The sequence below is a fragment of the Rhizobium sp. SRDI943 genome, assembly GCF_057653695.1.
Window position 1 is genome coordinate 765955 of sequence record NZ_CM172787.1, and the last position, 26999, is coordinate 792953.

Consider the following 26999-nt stretch of genomic DNA (forward strand, 5'->3'; position numbering starts at 1 on the left):
CCTTCTCCCCGCTGGGGCGAAGGGGATTTGCCGCAGCGTCTCGATTCCCTCTTCTCCCCTGCGGGGAGAAGGTGCCCGTAGGGCGGATGAGGGGGCTTCCTGCCGTGGATATTTCCGCATGAAGTTCAACAAGCTGCGCCTGGTCGGCTTCAAATCCTTCGTCGAGCCGACGGAATTCATCATCGAGCGGGGACTGACCGGCGTTGTCGGCCCGAACGGCTGCGGCAAGTCGAACCTTGTCGAGGCGCTTCGCTGGGTGATGGGCGAGAATTCCTACAAGAACATGCGCGCCTCCGGCATGGACGACGTGATCTTCTCGGGCTCTGGAAATCGCCCGGCGCGCAACACCGCCGAAGTGGCGCTCTATCTCGACAACGCCGATCGCACCGCGCCCGCCGCTTTCAACGACAGCGACGAGATCCAGGTCACCCGCCGCATCGAGCGTGAACAGGGCTCGCTCTATCGCATCAACGGCAAGGAAAGCCGCGCCAAGGACGTGCAGCTGCTGTTTGCCGACGCCTCGACCGGCGCACGGTCGCCCTCGATGGTCGGGCAGGGGCGTATCGGCGAGCTGATCCAGGCAAAACCGCAGGCCCGCCGCCAGCTGCTGGAAGAGGCGGCCGGCATTTCAGGCCTGCATTCCCGCCGCCACGAGGCCGAGCTGCGGCTGCGCGCCGCCGAAGGCAATCTCGAGCGCCTCGACGACGTCACCTCGCAGCTCGAAAGCCAGATCGAGAGCCTGAAGCGCCAGGCCCGCCAGGCAAACCGTTTCAAGACCCTGTCTGCCGATATCCGCGCCCGCGAGGCGATGCTGCTGCATATCCGCTGGGTGCAGGCCAAGGAAGCCGAGGCCGAGGCCGACAGCGCGCTGAACCAGGCGACCTCCGTCGTCGCCGAAAAGGCGCAGATGCAGATGGAGGCGGTAAAGAACCAGGCTATCGCCAGCCTGAAGCTGCCGGAACTGCGCGAGGGCGAGGCGCGTGCCGCCGCCGCCCTGCAGCGCCTGCAGATCGCCAGAAGCCAGCTGGAGGAGGATGCCGGCCGCATCCTGCGCCGCCGTGACGAGCTGACCCGCCGTCTCGCCCAGCTTGCCGAGGATATAAGCCGCGAGCAGCGGCTGGTGGCCGACAATGCCGTCATCCTGGCAAGGCTCGATGCCGAAGAGGCGGAGATTTCAGAAATCCTCGCCGATTCCGGCCGTTATGCCGAGGAAACCCGCGAGGCCTTCGAGGAGGCGGCGGCAAAACTTTCCGATAGCGAGCGCATCTTCACCCAGCTGACCGCCGAGCGCGCCGAGGCGGCTGCCGCCCGCAACCAGCTGGAACGCGCCATCCGCGATCTGACGGACCGGCGGATGCGCCTCGAACGGCAGATGGATGAGGCAAACCAGGAACTGTCAGCCGTCGGCGAGAAGATATCAGGCCTGCCCGATCCCGACGAAAAACGCGCCATCGTCGAGGCCGGCGAGATTGCCGTCGCCGACGCCGAAGCCGCCGTCCAGGCGGTCGACCAGGCGCTTGCTAGCGCCCGCCAGACCGAGGCGCTGTCACGTCCGCCGGTCGATCAGGCCCGCTCGAGCCTGAATGCGCTGGAAACCGAGGCGCGCACCATTTCCCGCATGCTCGCCGCCGGTGCCGCGGCCGGCAAATTTCCGCCGGTTGCCGACGAGCTGAAGGTCGATCGCGGCTTCGAAACCGCACTTGGTGCCGCCCTCGGCGACGATCTGGAATCGCCGCTCGATGCCGAGGCACCGGCCCATTGGTCGGACAATGGCGATGGCGCCGGCGATCCCACCCTTCCATCCGGTGTTGCGCCGCTGCTGGCCCATGTCCGCGCGCCGGCAGCGCTTACTCGGCGCCTGCGCCAGATCGGCCTGGTGGCGGAAGGAGATGCCGGGCTGCTGATGGCGGCGCTGAAGCCCGGCCAGCGGCTGGTGACGAAAGAGGGCGCGGTCTATCGCTGGGACGGCCACGTCACCGGTGCCGACGCCCCGAGTGCTGCGGCGCTCCGCCTTGCCCAGAAGAACCGCCTGGCCGAACTGGAAAGCGAAGCAGCCCTTGCCCGCGACGTGCTTGCCGAAGCCGAAGAGCGGCAGGCGGCCGCCGCCGAAGCGATCCGCGCGGAGGAGCGCCGGCTTGCCGAGGCCCGTGACATGAGCCGTCTTTCGGCACGTCATCTCGCGGAAGCGCGCGATGCGCTTGTTGCCGCAGAGCGTGCCTCCGGCGATCTGATCCGCCGCCGCGATGTCGTCAGCGAGGCCGCCAGCCAGCTGCGGTCGCAGCTGGAGGAAATAGCCATCCAGGAAGAAAACGCCCGCATCGAGCTAGAGGACGCGCCCGATCTGACTGATATCGACGAGCGGCTGCGCTTCCAGCAGGCGGAAGTTGCGACCGATCGCGGCGCGCTGGCCGAAAGCCGCGCCCGCCATGAAAGCCTGGCGAGGGAAAACGAAGCCCGCCAGCGCCGCATCATGGCGATCGGCCAGGAGCGCGACACCTGGCGCCAGCGGGCGGCAAGTGCTGAAGACCATGTTGCGACACTGCGCGAGCGTGAGGAAGAGGCGCGGGACGAGGCAGCCGAGCTCGAATTGGCGCCGGATGAATTCGACGACAAGCGCCGCGCTCTGCTCAGCGAATTGCAGAAGGCCGAGGAGGCGCGCCGCCAGGCCAGCGATCTCCTGGCCGAGGCCGAACGCATCCAGCGCGAGGCCGACCAGAAGGCGACGACGGCACTGTCGGAACTTGCCGAATGCCGTGAACTCCGCGGCCGCGCCGAGGAGCGCCTGGTCTCCGCTCGTGAGAAACGGCAGGAAAGCGAAGGCCGCATCCGCGAGGTCCTGAACGTCGCGCCGCACGAGGCGCTGCAGCTGACCGGGCGCCCGACCATGCAGGCGCTTCCCGATCCGCGCGAAGTCGAGCGCGAGCTGGAACGCCTGCGGATCGAGCGCGAGCGGCTGGGCGCCGTCAACCTGCGCGCCGACGAGGAACAGAAGGAACTGAGCGAGAAGCTCGAAGCGCTGATCAAGGAACGCGACGACGTCATCGATGCGATCCGCAAGCTGCGCGGCGCCATCCAGAGCCTCAACCGCGAGGGCCGCGAGCGGCTGATCGCCGCCTTCGACATCGTCAACGCCCAGTTCCAGCGGCTGTTCACCCATCTTTTCGGCGGCGGCACCGCCGAGTTGCAGCTGATCGAATCCGATGATCCGCTGGAAGCCGGCCTCGAAATCCTCGCCCGCCCGCCCGGCAAGAAGCCGCAGACCATGACGCTGCTATCCGGCGGCGAACAGGCGCTGACGGCGATGGCGCTGATCTTTGCCGTCTTCCTCACCAATCCGGCGCCGATCTGCGTGCTCGACGAAGTCGACGCGCCGCTCGACGATCACAATGTCGAGCGCTACTGCAACCTGATGGACGAGATGGCGGCCTCCACCGAAACCCGCTTCGTCATCATCACCCACAATCCGATCACCATGGCCCGCATGAACCGCCTCTTCGGCGTCACCATGGCCGAGCAGGGCGTTTCCCAGCTCGTCTCCGTCGACCTGCAAATGGCCGAGCGCCTGCGCGAGATTGCCTGAGGTTTTCGGCGAACGCGTTTTCTGCGTCGGGGCAGGGCTGATTGTCACTGGAGATTCCGGCCCAGGGGATTGGCGAGAGCAGCGCCTCATCCGCCTGCCGGCACCAGGCGGGGTCGAGCCACGGGTCTCGACCCGTCCTTCGGACCCCCGCTTGCGGGGCGAAGGGACATTGCCGCGCTCTCTGCGTTTCCCTCCGACCTTTCGCAGGGCAGGTCGCCTCTCCCCGTTTCTTACGGGGTGAGGGGCAGCCATTGGCGTCAACCGAGCATCCATTTGGACGCCGAGCGCAGGCGACGCAATTTCAGCAAAGGTGCGGCGCGGTTTTGCGCCCAGAAATTGCGTAAAATCAAGGACTGAGCAATAAACACCAAAAAAGGTCGGCTCTCTTGTCGCTTGTACCCCATTTGGGTGATGCTCTTTTCGCTGACTTGCATTAGAAGTTGTTTCAACGCAACCTAATTACTCTGCTGGAAGGCGGGCGACCAGAGGTTGCGCATTGTCGAATTTGCGTGCGGTTTTCCGGGCGAGGGCAAGAACCGGAAACCGAGAGCAAATCTTGGGAAGTGGTGATCTATTTTCCCAGGAATTGCGTAAAACGAGATCAGGACGGTTCTGTTTTGAGAAAAAGCTGAATCGTTTTCGGGTTGAGGGACCCCCCGTCCGGTTTTCCTGGCCGGACGGAAACAAGGCTTTGCGGGACATTGTTGCAGTCCCGCAAAGCTTTTTTTGTGCCCTTTTTTCTGTTTGAGCACCTTTCAACCGTTTCGACGTCGGCCACAGCCAAGATTTATTGTGCAGCGCAACATTCTGCCGCATTTGTCGATTTTCATTTCAACACCAACGGATTAAGCTAATCTCGATTTGGTGTTGGGGGGAAGATGACCAAGTGGGTCTATAGGTTCGGCGACGGGCAGGCTGAGGGCCGGGCGCGCGATCACGAGATTCTGGGCGGCAAGGGCGCCAATCTGGCGGAAATGTGCGCGCTCGGACTGCCGGTGCCGCCGGGGCTGACGATCGTCAGCGACGCCTGCAACACCTATTACAAGAACGGCCGCCATATCGAGGATGCGGTGAAGGCGGAGGTCCGCGCCGGCATATCGGCGATCGAGGCGGTCACCGGCCGTCACTTCGGCTCCGTCAGCCAGCCGCTGCTGCTCTCGGTGCGCTCCGGCGCCCGCGTTTCCATGCCGGGCATGATGGACACCGTGCTCAATCTCGGCCTCAACGACGAGACCGTACAGGCGCTCGGCCATGATGCCGGCGACGCGCGTTTTGCCTGGGACAGCTACCGCCGTTTCATCCAGATGTATGCCGATGTCGTCATGGGCCTCGGCAACGACGCCTTCGAAGAGATCCTGGAAGATGAGAAGGCCAAGCTCGGCCATGAGTTCGATACCGAACTCAGCGCCTCGGAATGGCAGCATATCGTCTCGCTCTACAAGAAGCTGATCGAGGAGGAGCTGGAGCAGGAATTCCCGCAGGATCCCGAAGTCCAGCTCTGGGGCGCGGTCGGCGCCGTCTTTTCCAGCTGGATGAGCGCGCGCGCCGTCACCTATCGCCAGCTCCACAATATTCCGGAAGGCTGGGGCACGGCGATCAACATCCAGGCGATGGTCTTCGGCAATCTCGGCAATGCGTCGGCCACCGGCGTTGCCTTCACCCGCAACCCTTCGACCGGCGAGAGCGCGCTTTACGGCGAATTCCTGGTCAATGCCCAGGGCGAGGATGTCGTGGCCGGCATCCGCACGCCGCAAAGCATCACCGAGGAGGGGCGGATTTCCTCCGGCTCCGAAAAACCCTCGATGGAAAAGCTGATGCCGGAGGCGTTTCGCGAGCTCTGCCGCATCTGCACCGAGCTCGAGATCCACTACCGCGACATGCAGGATATCGAATTCACCATCGAGCGCGGCAAGCTGTGGATGCTGCAGACCCGCTCGGGCAAGCGCTCGACCCGGGCGGCAATGAAGATCGCCGTCGACATGGTCGACGAGGGAGTGATCACCGAGGACGAGGCCGTGCTGCGCATCGAGCCCTCCAGCCTCGACCAGCTGCTGCATCCGACGATCGATCCGCGCGTCACCCGCCAGGTGATCGGCACCGGGCTGCCGGCTTCGCCCGGCGCTGCCACCGGCGCCATTGTCTTCACGGCGGAAGAGGCGGTCGAGGCGGAAGCCGAAGGCCGCAAGGTTATTCTGCTGAGAGTCGAGACCAGCCCCGAGGATATTCACGGCATGCATGCCGCCGAAGGCATTCTGACGACCCGCGGCGGCATGACCAGCCATGCGGCGGTCGTTGCCCGCGGCATGGGCATCCCCTGCGTCGTCGGCGCCGGCACCATGCGCATCGACGTGCGCAACGAGCGGCTGCTCGGCGTCGGCGTGACGCTGAGGAAGGGCGATATCATCACCATCGACGGCTCGGCCGGCCAGGTGCTGAAGGGCGAGGTGCCGATGATCCAGCCGGCGCTGTCGGGCGATTTCGGCCGCATCATGGGCTGGGCCGACCGCGCCCGGCGGATGACGGTGCGCACCAATGCCGATACGCCGGCCGATGCGCTGGCCGCCCGCTCCTTCGGCGCCGAAGGCATCGGCCTTTGCCGCACCGAACACATGTTCTTCGAGGGCGAGCGCATCCATGTGATGCGCGAGATGATCCTGGCCGTCGATGAGAAGGGCAGGCGCGTGGCGCTCGACAAGCTGCTGCCGATGCAGCGGCTGGATTTCACCGGCCTCTTCACCGTCATGCACGGCCTGCCGGTAACGATCCGCCTGCTCGATCCGCCGCTGCACGAATTCTTGCCGAAGACCGATGACGAGGTGGCCGAGGTCGCCTTCGCCATGGGCATGGAGGCATCCGTGCTTCGCCAGCGCGTCGATGCACTGCACGAGTTCAACCCGATGCTTGGCCATCGCGGCTGCCGGCTGGCGATCTCCTATCCCGAAATCGTCGAGATGCAGGCCCGCGCCATCTTCGAGGCGGCGGTCGCCGCAGCTAAGGAGACCGGGGCAGCCGTCGTACCGGAGATCATGGTGCCGCTCGTTGGCCTGCGCACCGAGCTCGATTACGTCAAGGCGCACATCGATGCCGTCGCCGGCGACGTCATGAACGAAGCCGGCATGAAGATCGATTATCTCGTCGGCACGATGATCGAGCTGCCGCGCGCGGCGCTTCGCGCCCATGTCATTGCCGAAGCCGCCGAATTCTTCTCCTTCGGCACCAACGACCTGACGCAGACCACCTTCGGCATCTCGCGCGACGACGCCTCGGCCTTCATCCCCACCTATCAGCGCAAGGGCATCATCGAACACGATCCCTTCATCTCGCTCGATTTCGACGGTGTCGGCGAATTGATCAGCATCGCCGCCGAGCGCGGCAGGCGCACCCGCAACGACATGAAGCTCGGCATCTGCGGCGAACATGGCGGCGACCCGGCCTCGATCCGCTTCTGCGAGACGATCGGCCTCGATTACGTCTCCTGCTCGCCGTTCCGCGTGCCGATCGCCAGATTGGCTGCGGCGCAGGCGGTGATTGCAGGCAATCTGGAGATCAGGCGCGGTCCGAAAGACCTGCGGGCAACCGTGTAGGATAGTCGCTGGAGTTGGGGCAGGGCGCCCGTGGCAGTCAGTGATGCCGGCGCCAGCGATCGCGATAGATATAAGGCCCGTTCAGCTCCCAGGCCATGTTGTTCATCATCTCAGCGCTTTGCGCCCGCGATTCGGCGCGCCGGTCGAGATCGATGCGCTGCAAGCAGGTGGCAAAACCATCCGTGCCGCGGCGGAAGCCATAGCTCTGGCACCGCTGCTCATCCGCCGCCCGCCGCTCCTCCGGCGTCATCGTCTGGCAGGCGGAAAGCCCGGCGACGATGGTGGCTAGGACTGTGATGAGAAGACGAATGCGCATGGGTCTGTTCCTTGAATGCTTTCTCAGAGGAAAGGCCATTCGGGCGGGGGCGTCAAGCTGCTCTTGGTCCAGGAGATCGCTGAGGCTTAGATGATGACGCGAACCGTCTGCCGTTGCGTCTCACTCGACCTCTCCTCCCTCATTCCTGTGCTCGTCACAGGAATCCAGCCACCGCGCGTCGGCGCGGTGAATGACGCTCATAGGCGAAGCCGGTCTCCTGCGCCCAAGGACTTGGGCGCACTGGATTCCTGTGACGAGCACAGGAATGAGGGAGATTGGGGTGACGCTCTCACCTGACTTCAAGCCGCCCCAGCCGGATCCCCGATCGGTAACAGCGCCGGATTGAGCGGCGGATCCTGCGGGTTCTTCGTATCGGCCGGATCCTGCGCCGGCGTCAGCGGCGGCTTTTGCTGGATGGGGTCGGGAATGCCGGGGGTCGGCGTCGGGCCGCGCGGTGTGTCGGCATTGGGTGTCGGGATCGGGTCTTTGTTGGGCATGATCGCCTCCTTTTCGAAAAAGGAACGGCAGGCTTGGCACTTGGTTCCACTTTCGCTTGCCAACCTTTCTATGCATGAGGGCCATTCCTATGTATGAGGAAAGCTTGCAAACCTTGGAACGAGCATGGCCCTTCGCGATCGATTTTCGAAAAAACTGAACTGTCCGCAATGCGGCAATGAGGGCTTTGCCGAGGCCTCGGAAGTTGATGATCCCAAGCGCAAGCACCCGGATTTCAGGGTCGATCAGCTGCCGCGCGGTTTTGGCGTGCAGCGGCCTTCCAACCACCAGGAAAATTTCGTCATCAAGTGCGAATGCGGGCGCAAGTTTCCCTTCCGCAGCGTTGCGGAAGCAGCGGCCGAGCGGCGCTAACATCTTGATCTAGAATTCAGATCCGCTCCAGCAGTTCGATGAAGGCATCGGCGAAACGCACCAGCGGCGCGGTCTCTTCGTCGGGCGCCTGCATGCGGATCTCGGTGCCGTTGCCGTCGAGCAGCGCCAGCACGACGCGCATCTCCTGGCCGTCGCCTGGAATGCGCAGCACGGCGATGCGCCGGCAATCGTCGATGAGGCCGCCGGCCGGCAGGTCGAACAGCAGTTCGCCGCCGGAGCGGGCCGCCGCCTGGCGCACCGCCTCGCAGAAGCCGGCATCGCCGCCGGCATAACCTTCGAGCGAAAGTTCGAGCTCAAGCAGCTCCATCGGCAGCATCGGCTCGGACTGATGGTCGATCCCGCCAAGCGCAGACGCCTGCGGCCTTGCTGCAATCTCGGGTGAAATCATCCCGTCTCTCCTCTACATCTGGAGATAAAACCCCGGCAGAATGACCTTTTTTTGACATATCAGCAAGGGCTTATGAAGCCGCCGCCGGTTCGTCATGGCCTTCGCCGAGGAATCCAACGCAATGCCTCAGACAATAGTTTCAATTTAGCCGAATCTTGCACTAAACAGATGCATGGCGATTTGCGTGGTCGAACGCGCGGGCGCTGACGAGCAACCGGTAAGTTTGATGGCCATCCGCTTCGACCGCCCCGTTTCCAACGCCGCCCGCTTTTCGCGGCTGCTCGGGGCGTTTTCCCTGGTGCTGGCGCTGGCGGTGATGATCGCCCATCGCTTCGGCGGGCTGGCCACACCCTATCTGGTGCTGCTGCTGATTGCCGCCGCCGGCGGCGCGCTGCTTTCCGTCATGCTCGCCGCAGTCGGGCTGCGCAGCCTCTGGATGACGGGGGCCGAAGGCGGACTGGCGGCGCTGGCGGCGCTGATCTTTGCCGCCTTTCCGCTCGGCCTCGGCGCCTATGCCACCGAGCGTTACATGACGCGGCCCGATATCTACGACGTTTCCACCGATCCGGTCTCCGCACCCGACTGGCTTTCGCCGCCGCACTCCGACCAGATCTGGCTGAAGCGAAACGTTGATGTGACGCCGGAGGATCGCGAAAAGCAGCTCGCCGCCTATCCCGAACTCACCGGCCGGCGTTATGAAGGCGCGCTCGACCGCGTGCTCGAAGCGGTGCGCAAGGTCGCCAAGATGAGCGGCATTACCATCACGAAAAGCAGTGGCGACACCGAGCCCGACCGCGATGCCGAGGACAGACCGGTGAAGCCGCCGCAGCCGGGCGACGATGCCGTGGCCGATGCGCCCGATATCGTTCCCGTGCCGACGCCGCGCCCTTACGATGACGACGTTGCCAAGCTGATCCGCGGCGTCAACGGCGTGACGCTGCAGGGCACCACCCGCACGCTGATCCTCGGCCTGCGCTTCGATATCATCATTCGGCTGCGCGAAGAGGCCGAAACCACCTTCGTCGACATCCGCGTCGCCTCCCGCTACGGCCAACACGACCTCGGCTTCAGCGCCGAAATCGCCGGCGATTATCTGAAGGCGCTGGATGCTGAGTTGCTGGGGATTGCGGGTGGGTGAGCAACGGTGGCGCAAAGCGCCAGCAATCGATCCAGTGAATCGATTGCAGCGGCGAACGCCCTGAGCCCAAGCGAAGGGCCGGGATAGGGTGCGGCAGATTCGACGCCCTTCGGGCCGCGACCTCTCTCCGACCTCATCCTGAGGCGCCCCGCAGGGGCCTCGAAGGACGAGGCCGGCCACTGGTATCTCCTCCGGCAATGGATGCGGCCGCAGCGCGCATCACCCGCCCCCGTCCTTCGAGGCTCCGGCCTCTGGCCTGCGCGCCTCAGGATGAGAGCTGATCGGTGTGCCATGTGGCTGGTGGGCTGGTCGGTCCCGCAAGACCGTAAGGAAGGGGGCCGCCGAAGCCGGTCTTTCCTTACAACGCCTACGCGGGATTCGACCGCGCTCGCGTCGGCATGGCGGGATAGTTAAGATGAGAGGGCGTGCCGTGTGGCCCCCTCATCCGACCCTTCTGGCCACCTTCTCCCCGGTGGGGAGAAGAGGACACATGCCGCAACCTCTCCGTCCCTCGCTACCTCTCGCAGGGCACGTCCCCTCTCCCCGTTTTTACGGGGGTCCGGAGGACGGGGCGAGACGAGTGGCTCGACCCCGGCAAGGTTAGGGTGAGGGGCAGCCATCCGCGCGAAGGCAGAGACACACGTCACTCCTCCACCACCAACCACCCCGTATACCGCACCACCAACCCCGTCAGCCGCCCGCCGATCTCCACATGGAAGTGGAACCGCCCATCGCGCTCCTCCTCATACGTATCCCCGCCAGGCGCCAGAAACATCGGCAGCGGAATCCCTAAAAACCGCCAGCCGCGCACCACCAGCCGCAGCCTCTCCCCATCCGGCACCAGCGCCATCAGCACCCGGAACGGCCCGAAGACCTCGGCGAGCAGATCCCGGTCGCGGCCCTTTGCCTCGACTTGCCGGCTGCGGAAGACCGTGCCGCCGAAATCGCGTGTCCAGATCTCCTTGTCGCCATCGGGCACGAAGCGCACCGTGACCGGCACATCCTCACCCGCCGGGGGAAAGCCGATCACCCGAGCGACGATCCTCGCCAGCAGCCCGCCGCCGCGCTCGATCCGCGCCCGGCCGGAGGCGACGCGGGCGCCGCCGGCATGCAGGGCGGCGAGGGCGGGCGGCAGCCGCTCCCAGGCGCTGCCGAGGATCCTCTGGTAGAGCGGCTGGCGTGCATCCTCGTTTTCCATCGTGATGCCGGATGTGATCGAAAACCGCTGGAAGGCCGCTTCGAAATCCGCAAGCTGCAATTCGCCAGCCGCCGGCCGCGCCCCATTCTCCGGCCGGATGCCGGTCAGCAGCCGGCGCACCAGCGCATCCACTGCGATGACCGGAATGAACGGCCCATCATCACCTTCGGCAATCAGATGCCAGCCGCAGGACAGCCGCCGTCCGGCGTAATCGACACCGCCCACACGGACGAACATGCCGCCGCGATGTTCGCCCACCGCGAAAGCGTGGCTGGCGCGCTGCAGCACCGGCGCAAACGGCAGCAGCGACGGCAGGAGCCGGAGGTGCACGAGCCTTGCCGCAAGGCTGAGCAAGCGCTGCAGCGGCTGCGGCTCCGTGCCGACGCCGGTGAAGGTCGATTGCAGGCCGGCAAACCGTGCCGGCAGCAGCTTGAGATCCGGCGCATCCACCAGCAGGAATTTCCGGCTGCGCAGCGGCTTAACCCCCGGCGGCGCCACCGTCATCCGCATCGCATCGATCAGCCCGCGCCCGGCAGCCTGCTGCCCATGGCGCAGCACCGTGATCTTCTTGCCGGCATAGCTTGATATCGCCCTGACGACATTGAGCCCGATCTTGACATGCGGCGAGGGGGCAATGCCGGCCGCGACAGCGTCGACCCGGGAGAAATGCGGAGCCATCGCATCGAGCGCCGCAAAGGAAAGCGCAGGCAGGCTGCTCAGCCCCGAGAGCGCGAAGGTGCCCTTGGCCTTGGCCGCCGCATCGAGCCCACCGATGGCGGCGACAAAACCGGTGCTGTCGGCGATATCGGCATAATCGATGCCGAGATCGATGCAGGCCTCGACCACCTTATAGGCATCCTCCCCGAAGGTCTGGAACGGCCCCGAGGCATCGACGACGAGATGAGGCCTCAGCCGCGTCAGCTGTTCGGTGAGATCGCCGTCACGATCGAAGCTGACGGCCTGCACCAACGCGCCGAGATTGTTGCTTCCCAGGCCCTCGGCACCATCTTTCGGCGTCCGGAGATCGGCAACGAAATCGTCAGCCTTTTCCAGCGACCGCCCCCCAACCAGCAATCTCAGCCGCGGTTCATCGCCAAGCAGCCGGGCAAGCCGCCCGCCAAACGTGCCGTAACCGCCGATGATGAGCAGCGAAAACCGGTCCTCGCTCATGTGATGAAACGGCTGCGTTGCTGCGGCGTCGGCACCATGCAGCTTTGCCGCCCGGCAATCTTCAGCCTGTTGCGGGCGATGAATTCATAGAGCGCATCGGCCGCCCGCCGCGGCAGCAGCCGGAAGATCTTGACCAGCGAATAGGGAAAGCCGAGGCCCGCCACCATGCGGATCGAGCCGTCGGACTTGAAGAAGGCGCGGCCGTTCTCGATGAGGATATTGGTCTCGTAGTCGCGCGCGTGTAGCCCGTAATGCCGGTAGAGCGCTGCGCCGAGCGGCGTCTGCGCTGCGAGGAAGCGGTATCGCTGCTGCTTGTCATGTTTCAGCGCGAATTTCACCCAGCCGGAGCAGAACACGCATTCGCCATCGAAGACGATCAGCGGCTGGTCATCGGCAAAATCACGCACATCGGCATCTTCGCGATAGCTGTAAGCGGCGCGCGTCATGGTAATCTCCCCATCTCCCGCTTACAACAGCCGGTAGGTGGCGGCAAGCGAAGGCGGCCCATCCGCCGCAATCTCGCCGCGCTCCAAAAGATCCTCGATATGGGCGAGCACGGAAAGGGCCGCCGCCCCATGCAGCTTCGGATCGGTATCGCGATAGATCACCTTGACCATCTCGGCTATCTGCCTGTCGCCTGCCTGGACGCGCGCCAGCACCGCCTGCTCGCGCCTGAGGCGATGCGCCTTCAGCGCCCGGAGGAAACTGGCCGGCTGCGTCACCGGCCCGCCATGGCCGGGCAGCAGCAGCCGGTCGTCGCGCTCAATCAGCCGCTCGAGCGATTCCATGTAATCCGCCATCGACCCATCCGGCGGCGCGACGATCGAGGTCGACCAGGCCATGACATGATCGCCTGAGAACAGGATGTCGCGACCCGCAAGCGCGAAGGCGGCATGATTGGCCGTATGCCCCGGCGTCAGCACCGCCGTCAGCGACCAGCCATCGCCCGTAATCGTCTCGCCATCGCCGATCGCGATATCCGGCACGAATGACAGATCCGAGCTTTCGGAAAAGGGATTGACCTCGCCCTCGCGCAGCGGCCGCGCCGGCCGGTGCGGCCCTTGCCCCACCATCGCCGCCCCCGTGGCCGCCTGCAGCCGCCTGGCCAGCGGCGAGTGGTCGCGATGCGTGTGGCTGACGACGATATGCGTCACCGCGCGGCCGCCAAGCGCCGCCATCAGCGCTTGATAATGCGCCTCGTCCTCCGGCCCTGGATCGATGACTGCGACGGAGGAAGAGCCGACGATATAGCTGTTGGTGCCGAAAAAGGTGAAAGGGCCGGGATTGTTCACTGTAACCCGCTCGACCCCTGCAACAACCGGCACGGCCTGCCCATAGGCCGGCTCGAAAGCGAGGTCGAAAGCGGGACTGTCCATGAAGGAATGATCTCGGGCCGATGACGTCGCCACTTCCTAGCACGCCGGCGGGTGCTGCGCAGCGCATAAAATCTGCGCCGGGTTAAACTTAGTCATTGTGACAGGCGAAGAGCTTTGCTAATCAGGCGTCGATTTGAGCAGGCGGTTTCCGCTCAAGCTCTGGTGGGGCGTCGCCAAGCGGTAAGGCAACGGTTTTTGGTACCGTCACCCCTGGTTCGAATCCAGGCGCCCCAGCCAACGTTCTTCGTACATTCTATTATTCGTCGCGCTGGCTGATTGAGTATACCCCGCGCGAACCTGCTCGTCGCCGGCAGGAGAAGCTCGTGACGAGATAAGAAACGTTTGTTGACGAGGCGGCATCCATCTTGCATAGGCGGGGTGTGGGGATGCGCGCCAGCCGTCGGCTTGATGGGCCGCTCGTATTTTTCTGCCAAATTTATCCGCTGATTTCCACGTCCCGGTCACCCCGTGTTTACCGGTGACAATGATAAATGACGCAACACACGCATTCGGGGAATCGCATGAACCAACAAGCACTTTCGGCATTCATCTGGTCGGTCGCGGATCTGTTGAGGGGGGACTACAAGCAAGCGGACTACGGCAAGGTAATCCTGCCCTTTACCGTACTCCGCCGTATCGACTGCGTTCTGGAGCCAACGAAACAGGCTGTGCTTGCCGAGTTCGAAGCCAAAACCGCTGCTGGGATCAATCCCGAGCCGTTCCTGCTGAGGAAGGCTGGGCAGACATTCTACAACACTTCCAAGCTCGACATGCGGCTGCTGATCGGCGATCAGGACAACATCGCGGCCAACCTCTATACTTACATCCAAGGGTTCTCGGAGGATGTACGCGACATTTTCGAGCGTTTCGAGTTTGCCGCTCAGATCGACCGGCTGGCGAAGGCCAAGCTGCTTTATCAGATCACCGAGAAGTTTGCGCGGGTGGACCTGCATCCCAATAAGGTCACCAACATGCAGATGGGACAGATCTTCGAGGAACTGATCCGTAGATTCTCCGAACTCTCGAACGAGACCGCCGGTGAGCACTTCACGCCCCGCGAAGTCATCAAGCTGATGGTCAACCTGCTGTTCGCCGAGGATGATGAGATCCTGTCCAAGCCGGGGGTAGTCCGCACGATCTACGATCCAACGGCGGGAACAGGCGGGATGCTCTCAATTGCCGACGAATATATTGTCGAGCACAACGATAAGGCTCGTTTGGTCATGAACGGGCAGGAACTGAACCCTGAATCCTATGCCATCTGTAAGGCCGACATGCTGATCAAGGGGCAGGATTGTTGATTTCCACTGAGAGCTGACCCGGCGTTTCCACCGAGAATAATTCTCAATGGAAATATCTGGCTGCGCCGGGTCAGCTCTCAGTGGAAATCAACAGCGATCGGGATCCAATTACGTAACGCGGGTGCGTGGTATCAATCAAAACGTGCCGGGAAACCTTTATTTGGTATGCGGCGACGAGGAACTCGAAATGCAGGCAGGCCAAGTCCAGCTTGCATGTGCCGCCGGGCCGCCGGACGCATGGCGTATTGTTCATACATGGATCAGAGACCTGATTGAAGATGTCAGGATTTCTTGGAACCAGAACGCCATCGCGGTTTTCATTGATTGCAACCCCAGTTTCTCGATCTACACAGAGTTGGCTATTAGCGCTTCCGATAGACTGATCATTCCTTTTTCCGCAGACGGCTCTTCAAAAAGGGCTGTCCGATCGGTGCTTTCGCTGGTCTACGGGATACTGAGACGACCTGGTCAAATTCAATCTCAGTTTTTTGTGAACATGCAGCGCTACAATATGGCAAGACCGCAAATCTACTCGTATGTCGGTAACCGATTGACGCAGATGAACAGCAGTTCCGCCAGTGCATTTCGCAACGTCGTGACCGAAATATTTGCGGAAGTGTTTCGGGTCTGGCAGGCGAATCCAGCAGTGTTTTGCGTCCATCCCACTGGCGATCCGGCCCCCACAACCCGACAGGGTTTCAGGCGCATGTTCGAGGAGCAGATTAACGACGCAAATACAGCCTCGGTAGTGTCTGGCGCGATGGGCATACCGATTTGCCACCTGACTGCCGGCTCGAAGACATTTGCTGGGCGTACCGTGCACGTCAACCAGTCGCAGTTGGATAAGCAACAGCCCAACATTACCGATTTTGTTGCCAAGATAGAATAGTGCTGGTTCAAGATACGGAAATGCGCAGCCGTTAATTCGGCTGCCTTACCACAGGGCGCAACCATTGTGGCGTCCAGAGAACTGGTCGGCGCTGGTTGCAGCTACGAAGCGGTCGAACAGCGCCGCACAGAAGTTCGAACGCGTCCGGCTAGGTCTGCGCCTTACCGGCGCTCTTCGCGCAACCGGACGCCCGTCAACCCAGCAAGCCCCTCCACCAGCGCATCCTGAAACGCAGCATCAGTCACCTCCGCCGCCTCCCGCCGCTGCCGATGATACCAATACCCACCGCTGACCTTCGCGGCTCCCGCACCGCCGCCCGCAAGCCATGTCTGCGTGAAATGCCCCATTTCGAGGTCATCGGGGCGCCGCCGCCGCCTATCTTGGTCGGCACCCAGCCGGGGTCCGGCCAATCCTAGCAAATCGGCGTTCGCCGGCAAGTTGTCTGGACAAGGGCGATAAAGCGAATAGAGATTTCAGTACAATCTGCGGTCACGCCCGGGGCAAAATTTTGAGCGATATCAAACTATTCCATTTCGGCGGCGCGCAGGTGAGCGAACTGCCCGGCAGTGCCATGCAGGTCGAGAAATCCCTGCAGGTTCTGTTCGAAGCCAATCTCGAGGCGTTGCTCGGCATCCGCTTCCTGGCGACCGAGCACTCGACCGGGCACGTGCACGGCGGAAGGATCGATACGCTCGGCCTGGACGAGGACAACTCGCCGGTCATCATCGAATACAAGCGATCGGTGAACGAGAACGTTATTAACCAGGGCCTGTTCTACCTCGACTGGCTGCTTGATCACCGCAAGGAATTCCAATGGCTGGTTATGGAACGCCTCGGGCAGGACGTGGCGAATGCCGTTGACTGGTCTGCTCCGCGACTGCTCTGCATCGCCGGCGATTTCACCCGCTATGACGAGCACGCCGTTAAGCAGATCGCCAGAAACATCGAGCTTATTCGCTACCGGCGGTTCGGCGAGGATCTGCTGATGTTGGAACTGGTGCATGTGCCGAAGACCAGTAAACTCACTGGCTCTAAGGCGATAACTGAGGTGAAAAGCCTAGGCTCCCTGCAGCCCACAGCTGAGGCCGTTCAGGAAAGCGACCCCTATCTCAGTCAAAGGATGAGCTACCGTCTATCGCAGTCGTCGGCAGACCTTCGAGATATCTATGACGCAGTTCACCAGTTTCTGATCGGACTCGGGGATGATGTGCAGATAAAGGAATTGAAACTCTACACAGCATTCAAGCGGCTGAAGAACTTCGTCTGCATGGAAATCTATCCCCAGACGCGGACCGTGACGCTTTTCCTAAAGCTCGATCCAACTACCGTGGTGATTGAAAAGGGCTTTACCCGCGACGTCAGCAATGTTGGGCACTTTGGTACGGGTGATCTTCAGGTAACGCTAAAGTCGATGGCGGATTTTCAGAAGGCACAGCCATTACTGGTTCGGGCTTACGAGGGTGGGTGATCAGGGGAGCGCCACAACTATATCTGTCGTCGGTTTCGACTCAGCGTGGACCGACAATCCTAAGGCGCCAGGTGCGATCTGTGTCGTTCGACTCGATTCGCAAGGTACGCGGTTGCACGTTGCGCCGAGGTTGGCGTCATTCAGCGAAGCGGCAGCGATTATAAGGACCGAAAGGTCTGAGGTCGGCAAATGTCTCGTCGCGCTCGATCAGCCAACAATCGTTCCAAACCTCAGTGGCTCGCGTCCGGTCGACAAGGTTGCAGGGGCGCTCATCTCCTGGGTAGGCGGTGGTGTTCAGCCAGCCAACCGATCGAAGCTTGGGATGTTTGATGATGCCGCACCGATCTGGCGCTTCAAACAAGCAATCGGCGCAATTGAGGATCCAGAGGCCGCACGGACCGCATCGTCAGGGCTGTTTTTAATTGAAGTATTCCCCGCTCTAGCCCTGGTTGTTATGGAGAGCGCCTACTGCCAACGTTATGGGGCGCCAAAATACAACCCAGCCAACCGGAAAATGTTTAAATTGGATCACTGGCATTCCGTGGCGGAGACGATCCGGACATTCGGATCGCTCAGGGCTTTAGAGCAGCTAGAACTCTGGTGTTCGAATGTGTCGACTAACCTGATGCCGAGGAAATCCGATCAGGACAAGGTTGACGCAATGATCTGTGGCCTCATTGGCTTGCATTGGCTTGTGGCACCGCGCGACCAATCTGTGATGATTGGTGATCTGGACAACGGCTACATGATCGCCCCGGCGGTAAACGGCATCCATGAGCGGCTGGTTACCGCTGCAAGGAAAAGGAATGTGCCGATTAGATAGTGCGATCCTGGTATGGCGCCGCGCCATGCCTGCGGACCCCGTTCTTGCGCCTCACCGGCCATCTGCGAACAGCCGGACGCCAGTCAACTCCGCCAGCCTCTCCACCAGCGCCTCCTGAAACCCAGAGTCATTCATCTCCGCCGCAGCCTCCCGCTGCTGCCGATGGTACCAATACCGACCGCTGACTTTCGCAGCTCCCGCATCACTCGTCGCAAGCCATGTCTGGGTGAGGTGCCCCATCTCCAGGTCATCGGGCGCGCCGGCGCCGCCCATCTTTGTCGACACCCAGCCGGGATCCACCGCGTTGCTGAAAACATCCGGCCAATGGCGGGCGATGGCGGCGGCGAGGGTGGCGATGTAGAGCTTGCTTTCCGAATAGGCCTGGCTTGCGCTCCACGGCCGCTTCTTCCAGTCGATATCGTCAAGCGAACTGCCGCCGCTGCGGTGCATGCCGCTGCTGAGATAGACCAGGCGATCGGGGCGGGTGATCCAGGCGGTGAGCAGATAGGGGGCAAGCACATTCACCGCGAGCGTCTTTGCGTGACCATCCGGCGTTTCGCCCCGGCTCCTCTCGAGGTAGATGCCGGCATTGTGGATGACGGCGTCCATGCGGCCGATGGCGTTGACCTGCTCGGCGATCGAGCGCGTTTCCGTGGCGCTGGCGAGATCGCCGATGACGATGCCGAGTGCGGTGGGCGAAATCTCGGCGAGGGCGGAGGCGCGCTCGCGGGAGCGGGCATGCAGCACGACGTCATGGCCCTCCTTCATCAGGGTGCGGGCGGCGGCAAGGCCGAGGCCATCGGTGGAACCGGTGATGAAGATGCGGCTCATGGGGTTTCCTTTCGCGGTGGCGTGGAGGGCGTCAGTCAAGCAGCTTTTGGCTGGTTGCTCAATGCGGGAGTTGGGTGTGGGTTCCTGGGGTTTGGTCGATATATAGCCGGTTCGGACCGATCTAAGACCCCTCCCCAACCCCTCCCCACAAGGGGGAGGGGCTAGCCCAGCATCACCGCTTTGCCCGAGATCATCTCGTCGTTTGCCGATCTGGAGTTTTGGGAGTTGCGGTGCGGCAGGTTAAGCCCCTCCCCCTTGTGGGGAGGGGTTTGGGGCGGGGTCTTTGCCCCGCGACCGGGGGTCCGAGACACGTGGCTCGACTCCGGTGGGTGGCGGCAGCCGGATGAGGGGCATTTGGGTCGCGATTTCAGAGGCTTGGTGCGAGGAATCCACGCCGCATCCATCAGCAGCGGGCATGGATCCTCGGCTCAAGGCCGAGGATGGACGGAGGGTGGGGTGGCGTCCCACCACTAAACCAACGAAATCACCCCCCATCATCCCCCCATCACCCCCGCCGCCGCTCCGCCCCCGCGGCAATCGTCTGCACCAGCTCATCCACCTCCCGCGCCAACCGCTCCAGCGGCAGGCCGACGAAGCGGCCTTCGAGGCTGATGCTGACGACGCCATGCACGGCGCCGAAGAGGGTGCGGGCGCGGATGGCGCGGTCTTCGGGGGGCATGTCGGGCTGCAGTTCGGCCAGCGGTTCGGCGATCACATCCATCAGGAAGAGGTGCTCGTTAAGATGCCATTGCGGCGTCGGGCTGCTTTCCGGCGGGAAGTGCTCGAACAGCGCCTTCCAGAGGTTCCGGTGCTCGACGGCGAAGCTCAGATAGCCCTGCGCCAGGTTGCGCAGCCGGTCGGTCGGTGGTCGGTCCCGGGTTTCAGGCAGGGTGAGCCTCGCCTCCAGCGCCTTCAGCGTCGCGGAGTTGACGTGGATGACGAGCTCGGCGAGGTCTGAAAAGACCGTGTAGAGGCCGCCGAGCGCGCAGCCGGCATCCTGGGTGATGTCGCGGGCTCTGAGGTTTGCCAGCCCGTCCTTGGCGATCCGCTCGCGCGCCGCCTCGATCAGCCGGGCCTTCAGGTCTTCGCGTTTTTCTTCTCGCCTACCGGCCATTCACCATTCCACTTCGATTTTTTGAACGTCGTTCAAAATTTATCTTGAACGACGTTCATGATTCTGGCATAACACCTCTCGTGAACAACGTTCATAAACCGGAGGAAGGAAATGTTCAAACTGATTTCCATTTTGTTGCGGGGCAGGGCGCATGATGCCGAGCAGGCTTTTGCCGACTGCCACGCCGTGCCGCTGCTTTCCCAGCAGATCCGCGATGCCGCCCAGTCGATCCAGTCGGCGCGGCGCAGCGTGGCGGTCGCCATCGCCCAGAACGAGCAGGAGAAGGGGCAGCATGCAACGATCGTTGCCCGCATCGCCGATCTCGAAAACCGCGCCTCCGCCGCATTGGCGAAGGGCAATGAGGGCCTGGCCCGCGAGGCGGCCGAGGCGATCGCCTATCTTGAAGCCGAGCGCGATGCATCGGAGAAGGCGCAAGCCCAGTTCACCAGCTCAATCGACAAGCTGAAGGCGATCGTCCGCGCCTCCGAGGCGCGGCTGCAGGAGCTGCAGCGCGGCGAGCGGCTGGCGCGTGCCACGCAAGAGGCGCAGAAGCTTGATGTCGTCGTCAGCGGTCCAGGCTTTGCCACGCTCGACGATGCCGAGGAGACCCTGGCGCGCCTTCGCCTGCGCCAGAGCCAGAATGAGCTGACGGCCGCGGCCCTGAAGGACATGGAAGGCGCCATCCGCCCGGCCGGCATCATCGAAAAGCTTGCCAATGCCGGCTTCGGCGCGCCGCTGCGCACCTCCGCCGATGATGTGCTGGCGCGGCTGAAGAGCCGCATCACGCCTGCTGCCTGAAATTGCATCCATCCAACCATCGAACCATAGGGACCACTGATATGAACGACAGTTTCCAGAAACATTCCTCAAGCTGGGTCAGCTTCTCCTACATCTCCTTCGGCTCGGCCGCCTTCATGCTGGCGCTTGGCCTCTACATGATGCCGCTCGATCTCTGGGGCAAAGGCTATCTCGCCATGGGCATTCTGATGCTGGTGCAGACCACGGTGAATATCACCAAGACGCTGCGCGACAATGCCGAATCCGAGAAGCTGATCCGCAAGGTCGAGGATGCCCGCACCGAGAAACTCCTGGTCAAGTTCAATCGTAACGATGAAGATTGATCTTGGTTAACCACAGCGCAGAGTTGTTACTGCATTCAACTTTTGCGTAACAACTCTGTGGCCTTCTCTGCCAGTCGAAAGAGGGACCCGCCGTGCAACACAATCTGATGACCTCCAGGAAATTCGCGCCGCTGTTCTGGACCCAGTTCCTGACGGCCTTCAACGACAATTTCCTCAAGAACACCCTGGTGTTCCTCATTCTCTTCAAGATGTCGGCGAGTGAAGGCGCCGCCCTGGTGACGCTCGCCGGCGTCATCCTCATCGTGCCCTTCCTGCTGCTCTCCGCGCTCGGCGGCGAACTCGCCGACAAGCACGACAAGGCGAAGATCGCCGAGCTGCTGAAACGCTGCGAGATCGCGGTCGCCGCCCTGGCGGTGGTCGGTCTGGCCTTCTCTTCCATCTTCGTGCTGATGGCGGCGCTGTTCGGCTTCGGCGTCGTCTCGGCGCTGTTCGGGCCGATCAAATACGGCATCCTGCCCGATCATCTCGAACGCCGCGATCTGCCGAAGGCCAATGCCTGGATCGAGGGCGGCACCTTCATCGCCATCCTCGCCGGCACGATCATTGCAGCCTTCGCCTTCTCCGGCGGCGACAATGTGCTGATCTTCGGCACGATGATGATGGGGCTTTCGGTGCTCTGCTGGCTGGCCAGCCGGATGATCCCGCCCACCGGCTCCAAGGCGCCGGATCTTCAGATCGACCGCAATGTCATCCGCTCCAGCTACACCCTGGTCATGGAAATCCGCGCCGATAAGCGCCTGTGGCGTTCGGCGCTGATGAACTGCTGGTTCTGGCTGGTCGGCGCCTTCGTTCTCTCCATCCTGCCGACCATGGTGACCGAACTGCTCGGCGGCTCCGAGCTCGTCGTGCCGGCTTATCTCACCGTCTTTGCCATCGCCGTCGCCGTCGGTTCGGCCATCGCCGCCTGGATGTCCTCCGGCCGCATCGTGCTGCTGCCGGCCCCTGTTGGCACGGCGCTGCTCGGCCTCTTCAGCCTCGATCTCGCCTGGAACCTCTGGGGCTTGGCTTCCACAAGCCACGCAACGACGATCGGCACCTTCTTCGCTGGCCAGAATACCATCCGCGTCGCCATCGATCTCGCCGGCATGGCGATCGCGGGCGCCTTCATCGCCGTGCCCACTTTCGCCGCCCTGCAGACCTGGGCGCATGAGGACCGCCGCGCCCGCGTCATCGGCGCCGCCAATGTGCTCTCGGCCCTGTTCATCACCGTCGGCCTCGGCCTCGTTGCCGCCGTCCAGGCGCTTGGCGCTTCCATTCCTCAGATTCTGATCGGCCTCGGCATCATCAATTTTGCCGTCGCCTGGCTGATGCTGAAGACGCTGCCGACCAATCCTTTCCGCGATTTCATCTCGATCATGTTCCGCGCCTTCATGCGCCTCGAGGTCGAGGGGCTGGAGAATATCAAGAAGGCCGGCCGCGCGCCGATCATCGCGCTGAACCATGTCAGCCTGCTCGATGGCGCCCTGGCGCTTGCCATCACCGAGGAAGAGCCGACCTTTGCCGTCGATTACAAGATCGCCCAGGCCTGGTGGGTGCGGCCCTTCCTGAAGATGTGCAAATTCCTGCCGCTCGACCCGACAAAGCCGATGGCGACGCGTTCGCTGATCAAGGTGGTGCAGGACGGCAACCCGATCGGCATCTTCCCCGAGGGCCGCCTGACGGTGACCGGCACGCTGATGAAGGTCTATGATGGTGCCGCCATGGTCGCCGACAAGACCGGCTCGATGGTCGTGCCGGTGAAGATCGACGGGCTGGAGAAGAGCTATCTCTCCTATCTCGACAACGGCAAGATCCGCCGCCGGCTGTTCCCCAAGGTCAAGGTCACCATTCTCGAGCCGGTGAAGCTCGAAGTGCCGCCAGAGCTGAAAGGCCGCAAGCGTCGCACGGCGGCAGGTGCAGCCCTTTATCAGGTGATGTCGAACCTGCTGTTCCAGACCGCCGATACCTCGTCGACCGTGCTCGACCGCGTCATCCAGGCCGGCCATGAATTCGGCACGAAGAAACTTGCGGTCGAAGATCCGGTCACCGGCCGGCTGACCTATGGCAAGCTGCTGACCGGGGCTGCCGTGCTCGGCGCCAAATTCCGCACGATGTTCCCGGAACAGAACCTCGGCGTCATGCTGCCGAATGCCAATGGTGCCGCCGCCACGCTTCTCGGCGTGATGAGCGCGGGCAAGGTGCCGGCAATGCTGAACTTCACCGCTGGTGCCGCCAATATCCTCTCCGCCTGCAAGGCCGCCGAGGTCAAACATGTGCTGACCTCACGCGCCTTCGTCACCCAGGCCAAGCTCGGGCCCGTGATCGCCGAGATGGAAAAGCAGGTGACGATCGTCTGGCTCGATGATCTCAGGGCCGAAATCTCATTCAAGGACAAGATCCTTGGGCTTCTCCGCAAGGCGCGGCCGCTGGTGAAGCGCCAGCCGGATGATCCGGCCGTCATCCTCTTCACCTCGGGCTCCGAGGGCACGCCGAAGGGCGTGGTGCTCACCCACCGCAATATCCTGTCGAATGCCGCCCAGGCCGCTGCCCGCATCGATTTTCACAGCGGCGACAAGGTGTTCAACATCCTGCCCGTGTTCCACTCCTTCGGGCTGACGGCCGGCACCGTGCTGCCGCTGATTTCGGGCGTGCCGGTTTATTTCTATCCGTCGCCGCTGCATTACCGCATCGTGCCGGAGCTGATCTATGCCTCCAACGCCACGATCATCTTCGGCACCGACACCTTCCTCAACGGTTATTCGAGGACGGCGCATCCCTACGACTTCCGCTCGATCCGCTACATCTTCTCCGGCGCCGAGCCGGTGAAGGCCGCAACCCGCCAGACCTATATGGAAAAATTCGGCCTGCGCATCCTGGAAGGTTACGGCGTCACCGAGACGGCGCCGGTCATTTCGATCAACACGCCGATGTACAACAAGTCAGGCACCGTCGGCAAAATCCTGCCGGGCATGGAATGGAAGCTCGAACCGGTGCCCGGCATCGATGAGGGCGGCCGGCTGCATGTGCGCGGCGCCAATGTCATGGCCGGTTACCTGCGTGCCGAAAAGCCCGGCGTGCTCGAGCCGCTTGTCGACGGCTGGCACGATACCGGCGACATCGTCACCATCGACGAGGACGGCTTCGTCAAGATCCGCGGCCGCGCCAAACGCTTCGCCAAGATCGGCGGCGAAATGATCTCGCTCGCCGCCGTCGAGACGCTCGCCGCCGAGCTCTGGCCCGGCGCTCTCTCGGTCGTCTCCTCGCTACCCGACGCCAAGAAGGGCGAGCGCCTGGTGCTCCTGACCGACGCCCCCACCGCCACCCGCGCCGAATTCCTCGCCTTCGCCAAATCCAAGGGCGCCATGGACATGATGGTGCCGGCCGAGGTCACCATCGGCAAGGTGCCGGTGCTCGGCTCCGGCAAGGTGGATTTCGTCGCGGCGCGCAAGCTGGCGGAGAGTGTGGCGCAGGCGGGGGAGGCGGCGTAGAGCCCTAACCTCCGGTCGCGCTAATGGCTGCCCCTCACCCTAACCCTCTCCCCGTAAACGGGGCGAGGGGACGTGCCCTGCGAAAGGTTGGTGGGGGAACGGAGAGGTCGCGACATGGTCCCTTCGCCCCGCAGGCGGGGGTCCGAAGGACGGGGCGAGGCCCGTGGCTCGACCCCGGCGGTGGCGGCAGCCGGATGAGGGGCTGGCCCCGACACTGAGCAACAATGGCCCCGTGCCGAGGAAACCGTCCGTTACTTCTGTTCGGGCGCCAAAAACTCTGCGCAATAGGACGGGCCGTTGACGCCGGGGATGTCGGCGACGGTGCGGATGTCGCGGATGGTGTAATCGGAGCTGGTGGTGATTTCGGCCTGGCAGCGCAGATAGGCGGTGCGGGCGGAGGAAATCTGCTTGCCGCGCTTGCCGTCGGCGCCTTCGGCATATTTCGCCGGAATGCGCACGGTCTTGTAGCCGCCGCGCCAGGTATAGACGGTGGTCGAGCCTTGCTCGCTGTCGCTGATCGGCGGCCCGTAGGCGGCAAAGAAGATGCCGGCCGATTTGCCGACCCAGCGGGCCTCGATCGGATTGCCGGCGGAAGGAATGGTCGTGCATCCGGCAAGCGCAATTGCAAGCCCGGCCGCGGTCATGGTGCGGAAATTCATCGTGTCGTCCCTGATCTCAAGCGCATTGGCTGCGAAGCCGCCGTCGCAGCGGTTTCGCCTGTCCCGTCTGCCCTTTAGCGCGGAACCTGGCAAAAGAAAATTGCCCCTTTGAGACTTCCGTTCGATTTGCGAGAGGTGTGGCTTTTTGCTGCAGCTGTAGCCGCCCAAACCTGTCACAACCCCGTCAAAATTTCCGCCGGCTTTTTGGAATTTGGTGCTTGTGCAACCAGATAGGCTGTTCTATAGAAGCGCCGCTGGTCACGGAGTGTAGCGCAGTCTGGTAGCGCACCACGTTCGGGACGTGGGGGTCGAGTGTTCGAATCACTCCACTCCGACCAGCCGAAAAGCCCGGTAACCCGGGCTTTTTTCTTTTGTGCTGATCTCGGCCTTCGTCTCCTCCCCACCGACCAAGTTTCCTAACGGCGGGACTTTGGCGCAGGTGTCGAAGTTCCCCCGGCTCCGTCAGGGCCAGTTTCAACTCCGTAACGGGCGGGATCTTCGCCAATTTCCGCCATGCCTTCGGCGAGAACGGACATGAGCTGTAGACGGCGGTCCGGTCGCATGAACGACAATCCGCGTGCAATTGCGTCACGCCATGACTGACCGCGTTCCCACGCCTCGCAATAGGCCAGCGCAAGATCGGAATGGCGGCGTGTCGCGCCCATCGCTTCGAAAAGATGGGAAGCCTGCTGCACGTCCTTTTCGCGCTTGAGCACGCCATTGTCGTCGTTCTGCCGCCGCGAGGCGACGATCAGCTTGTGAACTGCGTAGCGCTCCGCAGCGGGAACATTGACCGTAATGCCGCTCTTGTGAAGGACCACGGTCCTGATTGGGTTGTAGATGAGGTAATCGAGGAATCTGAGCGGTTCGGCAGAAATTCCCCCAAGGGCGGGCATATCAGCGGGCTTCTGCTGATTGTCGTCGCTGCCCGTATTCGGCGTCAGGAATTCGACCTTGTAGTTCTTCGCGTTCACGAACTGGGTCGAGCGCGTGGGATGGTTGAGATGTGGGACCTCCCGGAATGTCGAGTCCAGCTTTTCAAGAACCTCGCCTATGGGAGGGATGCTGTCGTTGACCGCCGTCGAGATCGAATGGAACTGGGCGAAGTCGGCATCGCTCGTCTGCATAAGCGACGCCGGCAGTCGAACGCCGAGAATGCCGGAATAGGTCTGGAATGCCACGGTTCCGACGAGAACCGCGCGCAGACGGAAGAGCCCTGCATTGGCAAGCGCCTCGATGATGTCGCCCGTAAACCTGGGCGGTGCGTTCATGCCGCCTTCTCTCGTAAGAGTGGCTACCATTCGCCGGCGGTTTCGGAGATCATCCTTGATCGCGCCGAAGTCGGTCACTCTTTTCGTAAGCTCCTCGTCATTCTTTGGCCCGACATACGACCGTTTGACTCCGTCTTGGCCCGGATGATCGAAATACCAGTATTCCTTGCCCTTCACGGGGACGGAGACGAACCGACCCTCCAGCGGGAACTCGGCGACAAAACTTCCGTCCAGCGAACGCTGGCCGAGCTCCGCCAGCATGGTCTGGTACATCAAATCGATCTCGCGGATGGGCACGGATTTTCTCTTGTTATAACTTTCCTGTAAAAAGATTATAACACCGCGCTCGACCGGCCGAAAGCCCATCCTTCCTCTGGTTATAATTTTTCTACAGGA

Annotated in this window: 22 protein-coding genes, 2 tRNA genes and 2 pseudogenes; 14 read left to right on the forward strand and 12 right to left on the reverse strand. The window is 62.8% G+C overall.

The genetic code is table 11. The annotated features are described in order from the left end of the window. The first annotated feature begins 118 nt into the window (after positions 1-118). Positions 119-3580, forward strand: a complete 3462-nt coding sequence (locus AC245Y_RS03745) for a chromosome segregation SMC family protein (protein WP_017993214.1) — start codon at positions 119-121, stop codon at positions 3578-3580. A 257-nt stretch (positions 3581-3837) separates the two neighbouring features. Here AC245Y_RS03745 and AC245Y_RS03750 read toward each other — a convergent pair whose 3' ends face one another. Further along, positions 3838-4014, reverse strand: coding sequence for a hypothetical protein (locus AC245Y_RS03750; protein WP_017993215.1), 177 nt, complete (start codon positions 4012-4014; stop codon positions 3838-3840). Between the two features lie 444 nt (positions 4015-4458). Here AC245Y_RS03750 and ppdK point away from each other — a divergent pair, with 444 nt between their 5' ends. Beyond that, entirely contained in the window at positions 4459-7164 is a 2706-nt protein-coding gene (gene ppdK, locus AC245Y_RS03755; protein WP_017993216.1) for a pyruvate, phosphate dikinase, read from the forward strand. A 37-nt stretch (positions 7165-7201) separates the two neighbouring features. Here the strand turns inward: ppdK and AC245Y_RS03760 are convergent, their stop codons facing one another. Further along, positions 7202-7480 carry a hypothetical protein gene (locus AC245Y_RS03760; RefSeq protein ID WP_017993217.1) on the reverse strand — a complete coding sequence of 93 codons (279 nt, stop codon included), beginning with the start codon at positions 7478-7480 and terminating at the stop codon, positions 7202-7204. Positions 7481-7615: 135 nt separating this feature from the next. Here AC245Y_RS03760 and AC245Y_RS03765 point away from each other — a divergent pair. Continuing rightward, positions 7616-7771, forward strand: a pseudogene (locus AC245Y_RS03765) (tRNA lysidine(34) synthetase TilS); the annotation flags it as partial. Positions 7772-7779: 8 nt separating this feature from the next. On the opposite strand, the gene AC245Y_RS03770 reads toward AC245Y_RS03765, so the two are convergent. Then, positions 7780-7977, reverse strand: a complete 198-nt coding sequence (locus AC245Y_RS03770) for a hypothetical protein (RefSeq protein WP_012756389.1) — start codon at positions 7975-7977, stop codon at positions 7780-7782. Positions 7978-8101: 124 nt separating this feature from the next. On the opposite strand from AC245Y_RS03770, the gene AC245Y_RS03775 reads away from it, so the two are divergent. Next, on the forward strand, positions 8102-8347 hold the full coding sequence (locus AC245Y_RS03775) for a hypothetical protein (protein WP_017993219.1): 246 nt from the start codon (positions 8102-8104) through the stop codon (positions 8345-8347). 16 nt (positions 8348-8363) lie between these two features. On the opposite strand, the gene AC245Y_RS03780 is transcribed toward AC245Y_RS03775, so the two are convergent. Then, complete coding sequence (locus AC245Y_RS03780; protein ID WP_017993220.1) at positions 8364-8756, reverse strand: hypothetical protein; 393 nt, start codon at positions 8754-8756, stop codon at positions 8364-8366. 226 nt (positions 8757-8982) lie between these two features. Between AC245Y_RS03780 and AC245Y_RS03785 the strand changes: the two genes are divergently transcribed. Then, positions 8983-9894 (forward strand): DUF1499 domain-containing protein, encoded by a 912-nt coding sequence (locus tag AC245Y_RS03785; RefSeq protein ID WP_017993221.1) that lies wholly within the window; start codon positions 8983-8985, stop codon positions 9892-9894. 643 nt (positions 9895-10537) lie between these two features. Here the strand turns inward: AC245Y_RS03785 and AC245Y_RS03790 are convergent. From AC245Y_RS03790 to AC245Y_RS03800, 3 genes are read right to left on the reverse strand one after another with little or no spacing between them, the layout of a single operon-like run. After that, on the reverse strand, positions 10538-12262 hold the full coding sequence (locus AC245Y_RS03790) for a saccharopine dehydrogenase family protein (RefSeq protein WP_017993222.1): 1725 nt from the start codon (positions 12260-12262) through the stop codon (positions 10538-10540). Next, the gene (locus AC245Y_RS03795) at positions 12259-12708 is read right to left on the reverse strand and encodes a thiol-disulfide oxidoreductase DCC family protein (protein ID WP_017993223.1); all 450 of its coding nucleotides are present in this window, start codon (positions 12706-12708) and stop codon (positions 12259-12261) included. The genes AC245Y_RS03790 and AC245Y_RS03795 overlap by 4 nt, the downstream gene beginning before the upstream one ends. Before the next feature lie 21 nt (positions 12709-12729). Then, positions 12730-13638: an MBL fold metallo-hydrolase gene (locus tag AC245Y_RS03800; RefSeq protein WP_017993224.1), complete on the reverse strand. Its 909-nt coding sequence runs from the start codon at positions 13636-13638 to the stop codon at positions 12730-12732. A 163-nt stretch (positions 13639-13801) separates the two neighbouring features. Here AC245Y_RS03800 and AC245Y_RS03805 point away from each other — a divergent pair. From AC245Y_RS03805 to AC245Y_RS03815, 3 genes are all read left to right on the forward strand, one after another. Beyond that, positions 13802-13875 (forward strand) — tRNA-Gln (locus AC245Y_RS03805). 284 nt (positions 13876-14159) lie between these two features. Further along, positions 14160-14939: a type I restriction-modification system subunit M gene (locus AC245Y_RS03810; RefSeq protein ID WP_017993225.1), complete on the forward strand. Its 780-nt coding sequence runs from the start codon at positions 14160-14162 to the stop codon at positions 14937-14939. Positions 14940-14985: 46 nt separating this feature from the next. Next, on the forward strand, positions 14986-15828 hold the full coding sequence (locus AC245Y_RS03815) for a P-loop NTPase family protein (protein ID WP_210162543.1): 843 nt from the start codon (positions 14986-14988) through the stop codon (positions 15826-15828). Between the two features lie 161 nt (positions 15829-15989). Here AC245Y_RS03815 and AC245Y_RS03820 read toward each other — a convergent pair. Beyond that, positions 15990-16231, reverse strand: a pseudogene (locus tag AC245Y_RS03820) (SDR family NAD(P)-dependent oxidoreductase); the annotation flags it as partial. Between the two features lie 105 nt (positions 16232-16336). On the opposite strand from AC245Y_RS03820, the gene AC245Y_RS03825 reads away from it, so the two are divergent. Both AC245Y_RS03825 and AC245Y_RS03830 read left to right on the forward strand, forming a co-directional pair. Further along, the gene (locus tag AC245Y_RS03825; protein ID WP_017993227.1) at positions 16337-17296 is read left to right on the forward strand and encodes a DUF5655 domain-containing protein; all 960 of its coding nucleotides are present in this window, start codon (positions 16337-16339) and stop codon (positions 17294-17296) included. Continuing rightward, complete coding sequence (locus AC245Y_RS03830; RefSeq protein ID WP_017993228.1) at positions 17289-18119, forward strand: DUF429 domain-containing protein; 831 nt, start codon at positions 17289-17291, stop codon at positions 18117-18119. Before AC245Y_RS03825 ends, AC245Y_RS03830 begins: the two co-directional genes overlap by 8 nt. A 51-nt stretch (positions 18120-18170) precedes the next feature. Here the strand turns inward: AC245Y_RS03830 and AC245Y_RS03835 are convergent, their stop codons facing one another. Together AC245Y_RS03835 and AC245Y_RS03840 are read right to left on the reverse strand one after the other, a co-directional pair. After that, complete coding sequence (locus AC245Y_RS03835) at positions 18171-18950, reverse strand: SDR family NAD(P)-dependent oxidoreductase (RefSeq protein ID WP_017993229.1); 780 nt, start codon at positions 18948-18950, stop codon at positions 18171-18173. Between the two features lie 505 nt (positions 18951-19455). After that, complete coding sequence (locus AC245Y_RS03840; RefSeq protein ID WP_017993230.1) at positions 19456-20064, reverse strand: TetR/AcrR family transcriptional regulator; 609 nt, start codon at positions 20062-20064, stop codon at positions 19456-19458. 111 nt (positions 20065-20175) lie between these two features. On the opposite strand from AC245Y_RS03840, the gene AC245Y_RS03845 reads away from it, so the two are divergent. The 3 genes from AC245Y_RS03845 to AC245Y_RS03855 all read left to right on the forward strand — a co-directional run bounded on the left by AC245Y_RS03845 (position 20176) and on the right by AC245Y_RS03855 (position 24673). Then, positions 20176-20862 (forward strand): PspA/IM30 family protein, encoded by a 687-nt coding sequence (locus AC245Y_RS03845; RefSeq protein ID WP_017993231.1) that lies wholly within the window; start codon positions 20176-20178, stop codon positions 20860-20862. Between the two features lie 41 nt (positions 20863-20903). Continuing rightward, entirely contained in the window at positions 20904-21185 is a 282-nt protein-coding gene (locus tag AC245Y_RS03850) for a YiaA/YiaB family inner membrane protein (protein ID WP_003557239.1), read from the forward strand. 92 nt (positions 21186-21277) lie between these two features. Further along, positions 21278-24673 carry an acyl-[ACP]--phospholipid O-acyltransferase gene (locus AC245Y_RS03855; RefSeq protein ID WP_017993232.1) on the forward strand — a complete coding sequence of 1132 codons (3396 nt, stop codon included), beginning with the start codon at positions 21278-21280 and terminating at the stop codon, positions 24671-24673. A 251-nt stretch (positions 24674-24924) separates the two neighbouring features. Here AC245Y_RS03855 and AC245Y_RS03860 read toward each other — a convergent pair whose 3' ends face one another. After that, the gene (locus AC245Y_RS03860; RefSeq protein WP_024323212.1) at positions 24925-25332 is read right to left on the reverse strand and encodes a hypothetical protein; all 408 of its coding nucleotides are present in this window, start codon (positions 25330-25332) and stop codon (positions 24925-24927) included. A 261-nt stretch (positions 25333-25593) separates the two neighbouring features. Here AC245Y_RS03860 and AC245Y_RS03865 point away from each other — a divergent pair. Further along, positions 25594-25670, forward strand: a tRNA-Pro gene (locus tag AC245Y_RS03865). Between the two features lie 78 nt (positions 25671-25748). On the opposite strand, the gene AC245Y_RS03870 is transcribed toward AC245Y_RS03865, so the two are convergent. Next, on the reverse strand, positions 25749-26894 hold the full coding sequence (locus AC245Y_RS03870; RefSeq protein ID WP_245274038.1) for a nucleotidyltransferase family protein: 1146 nt from the start codon (positions 26892-26894) through the stop codon (positions 25749-25751). Positions 26895-26999: the final 105 nt, after the last annotated feature.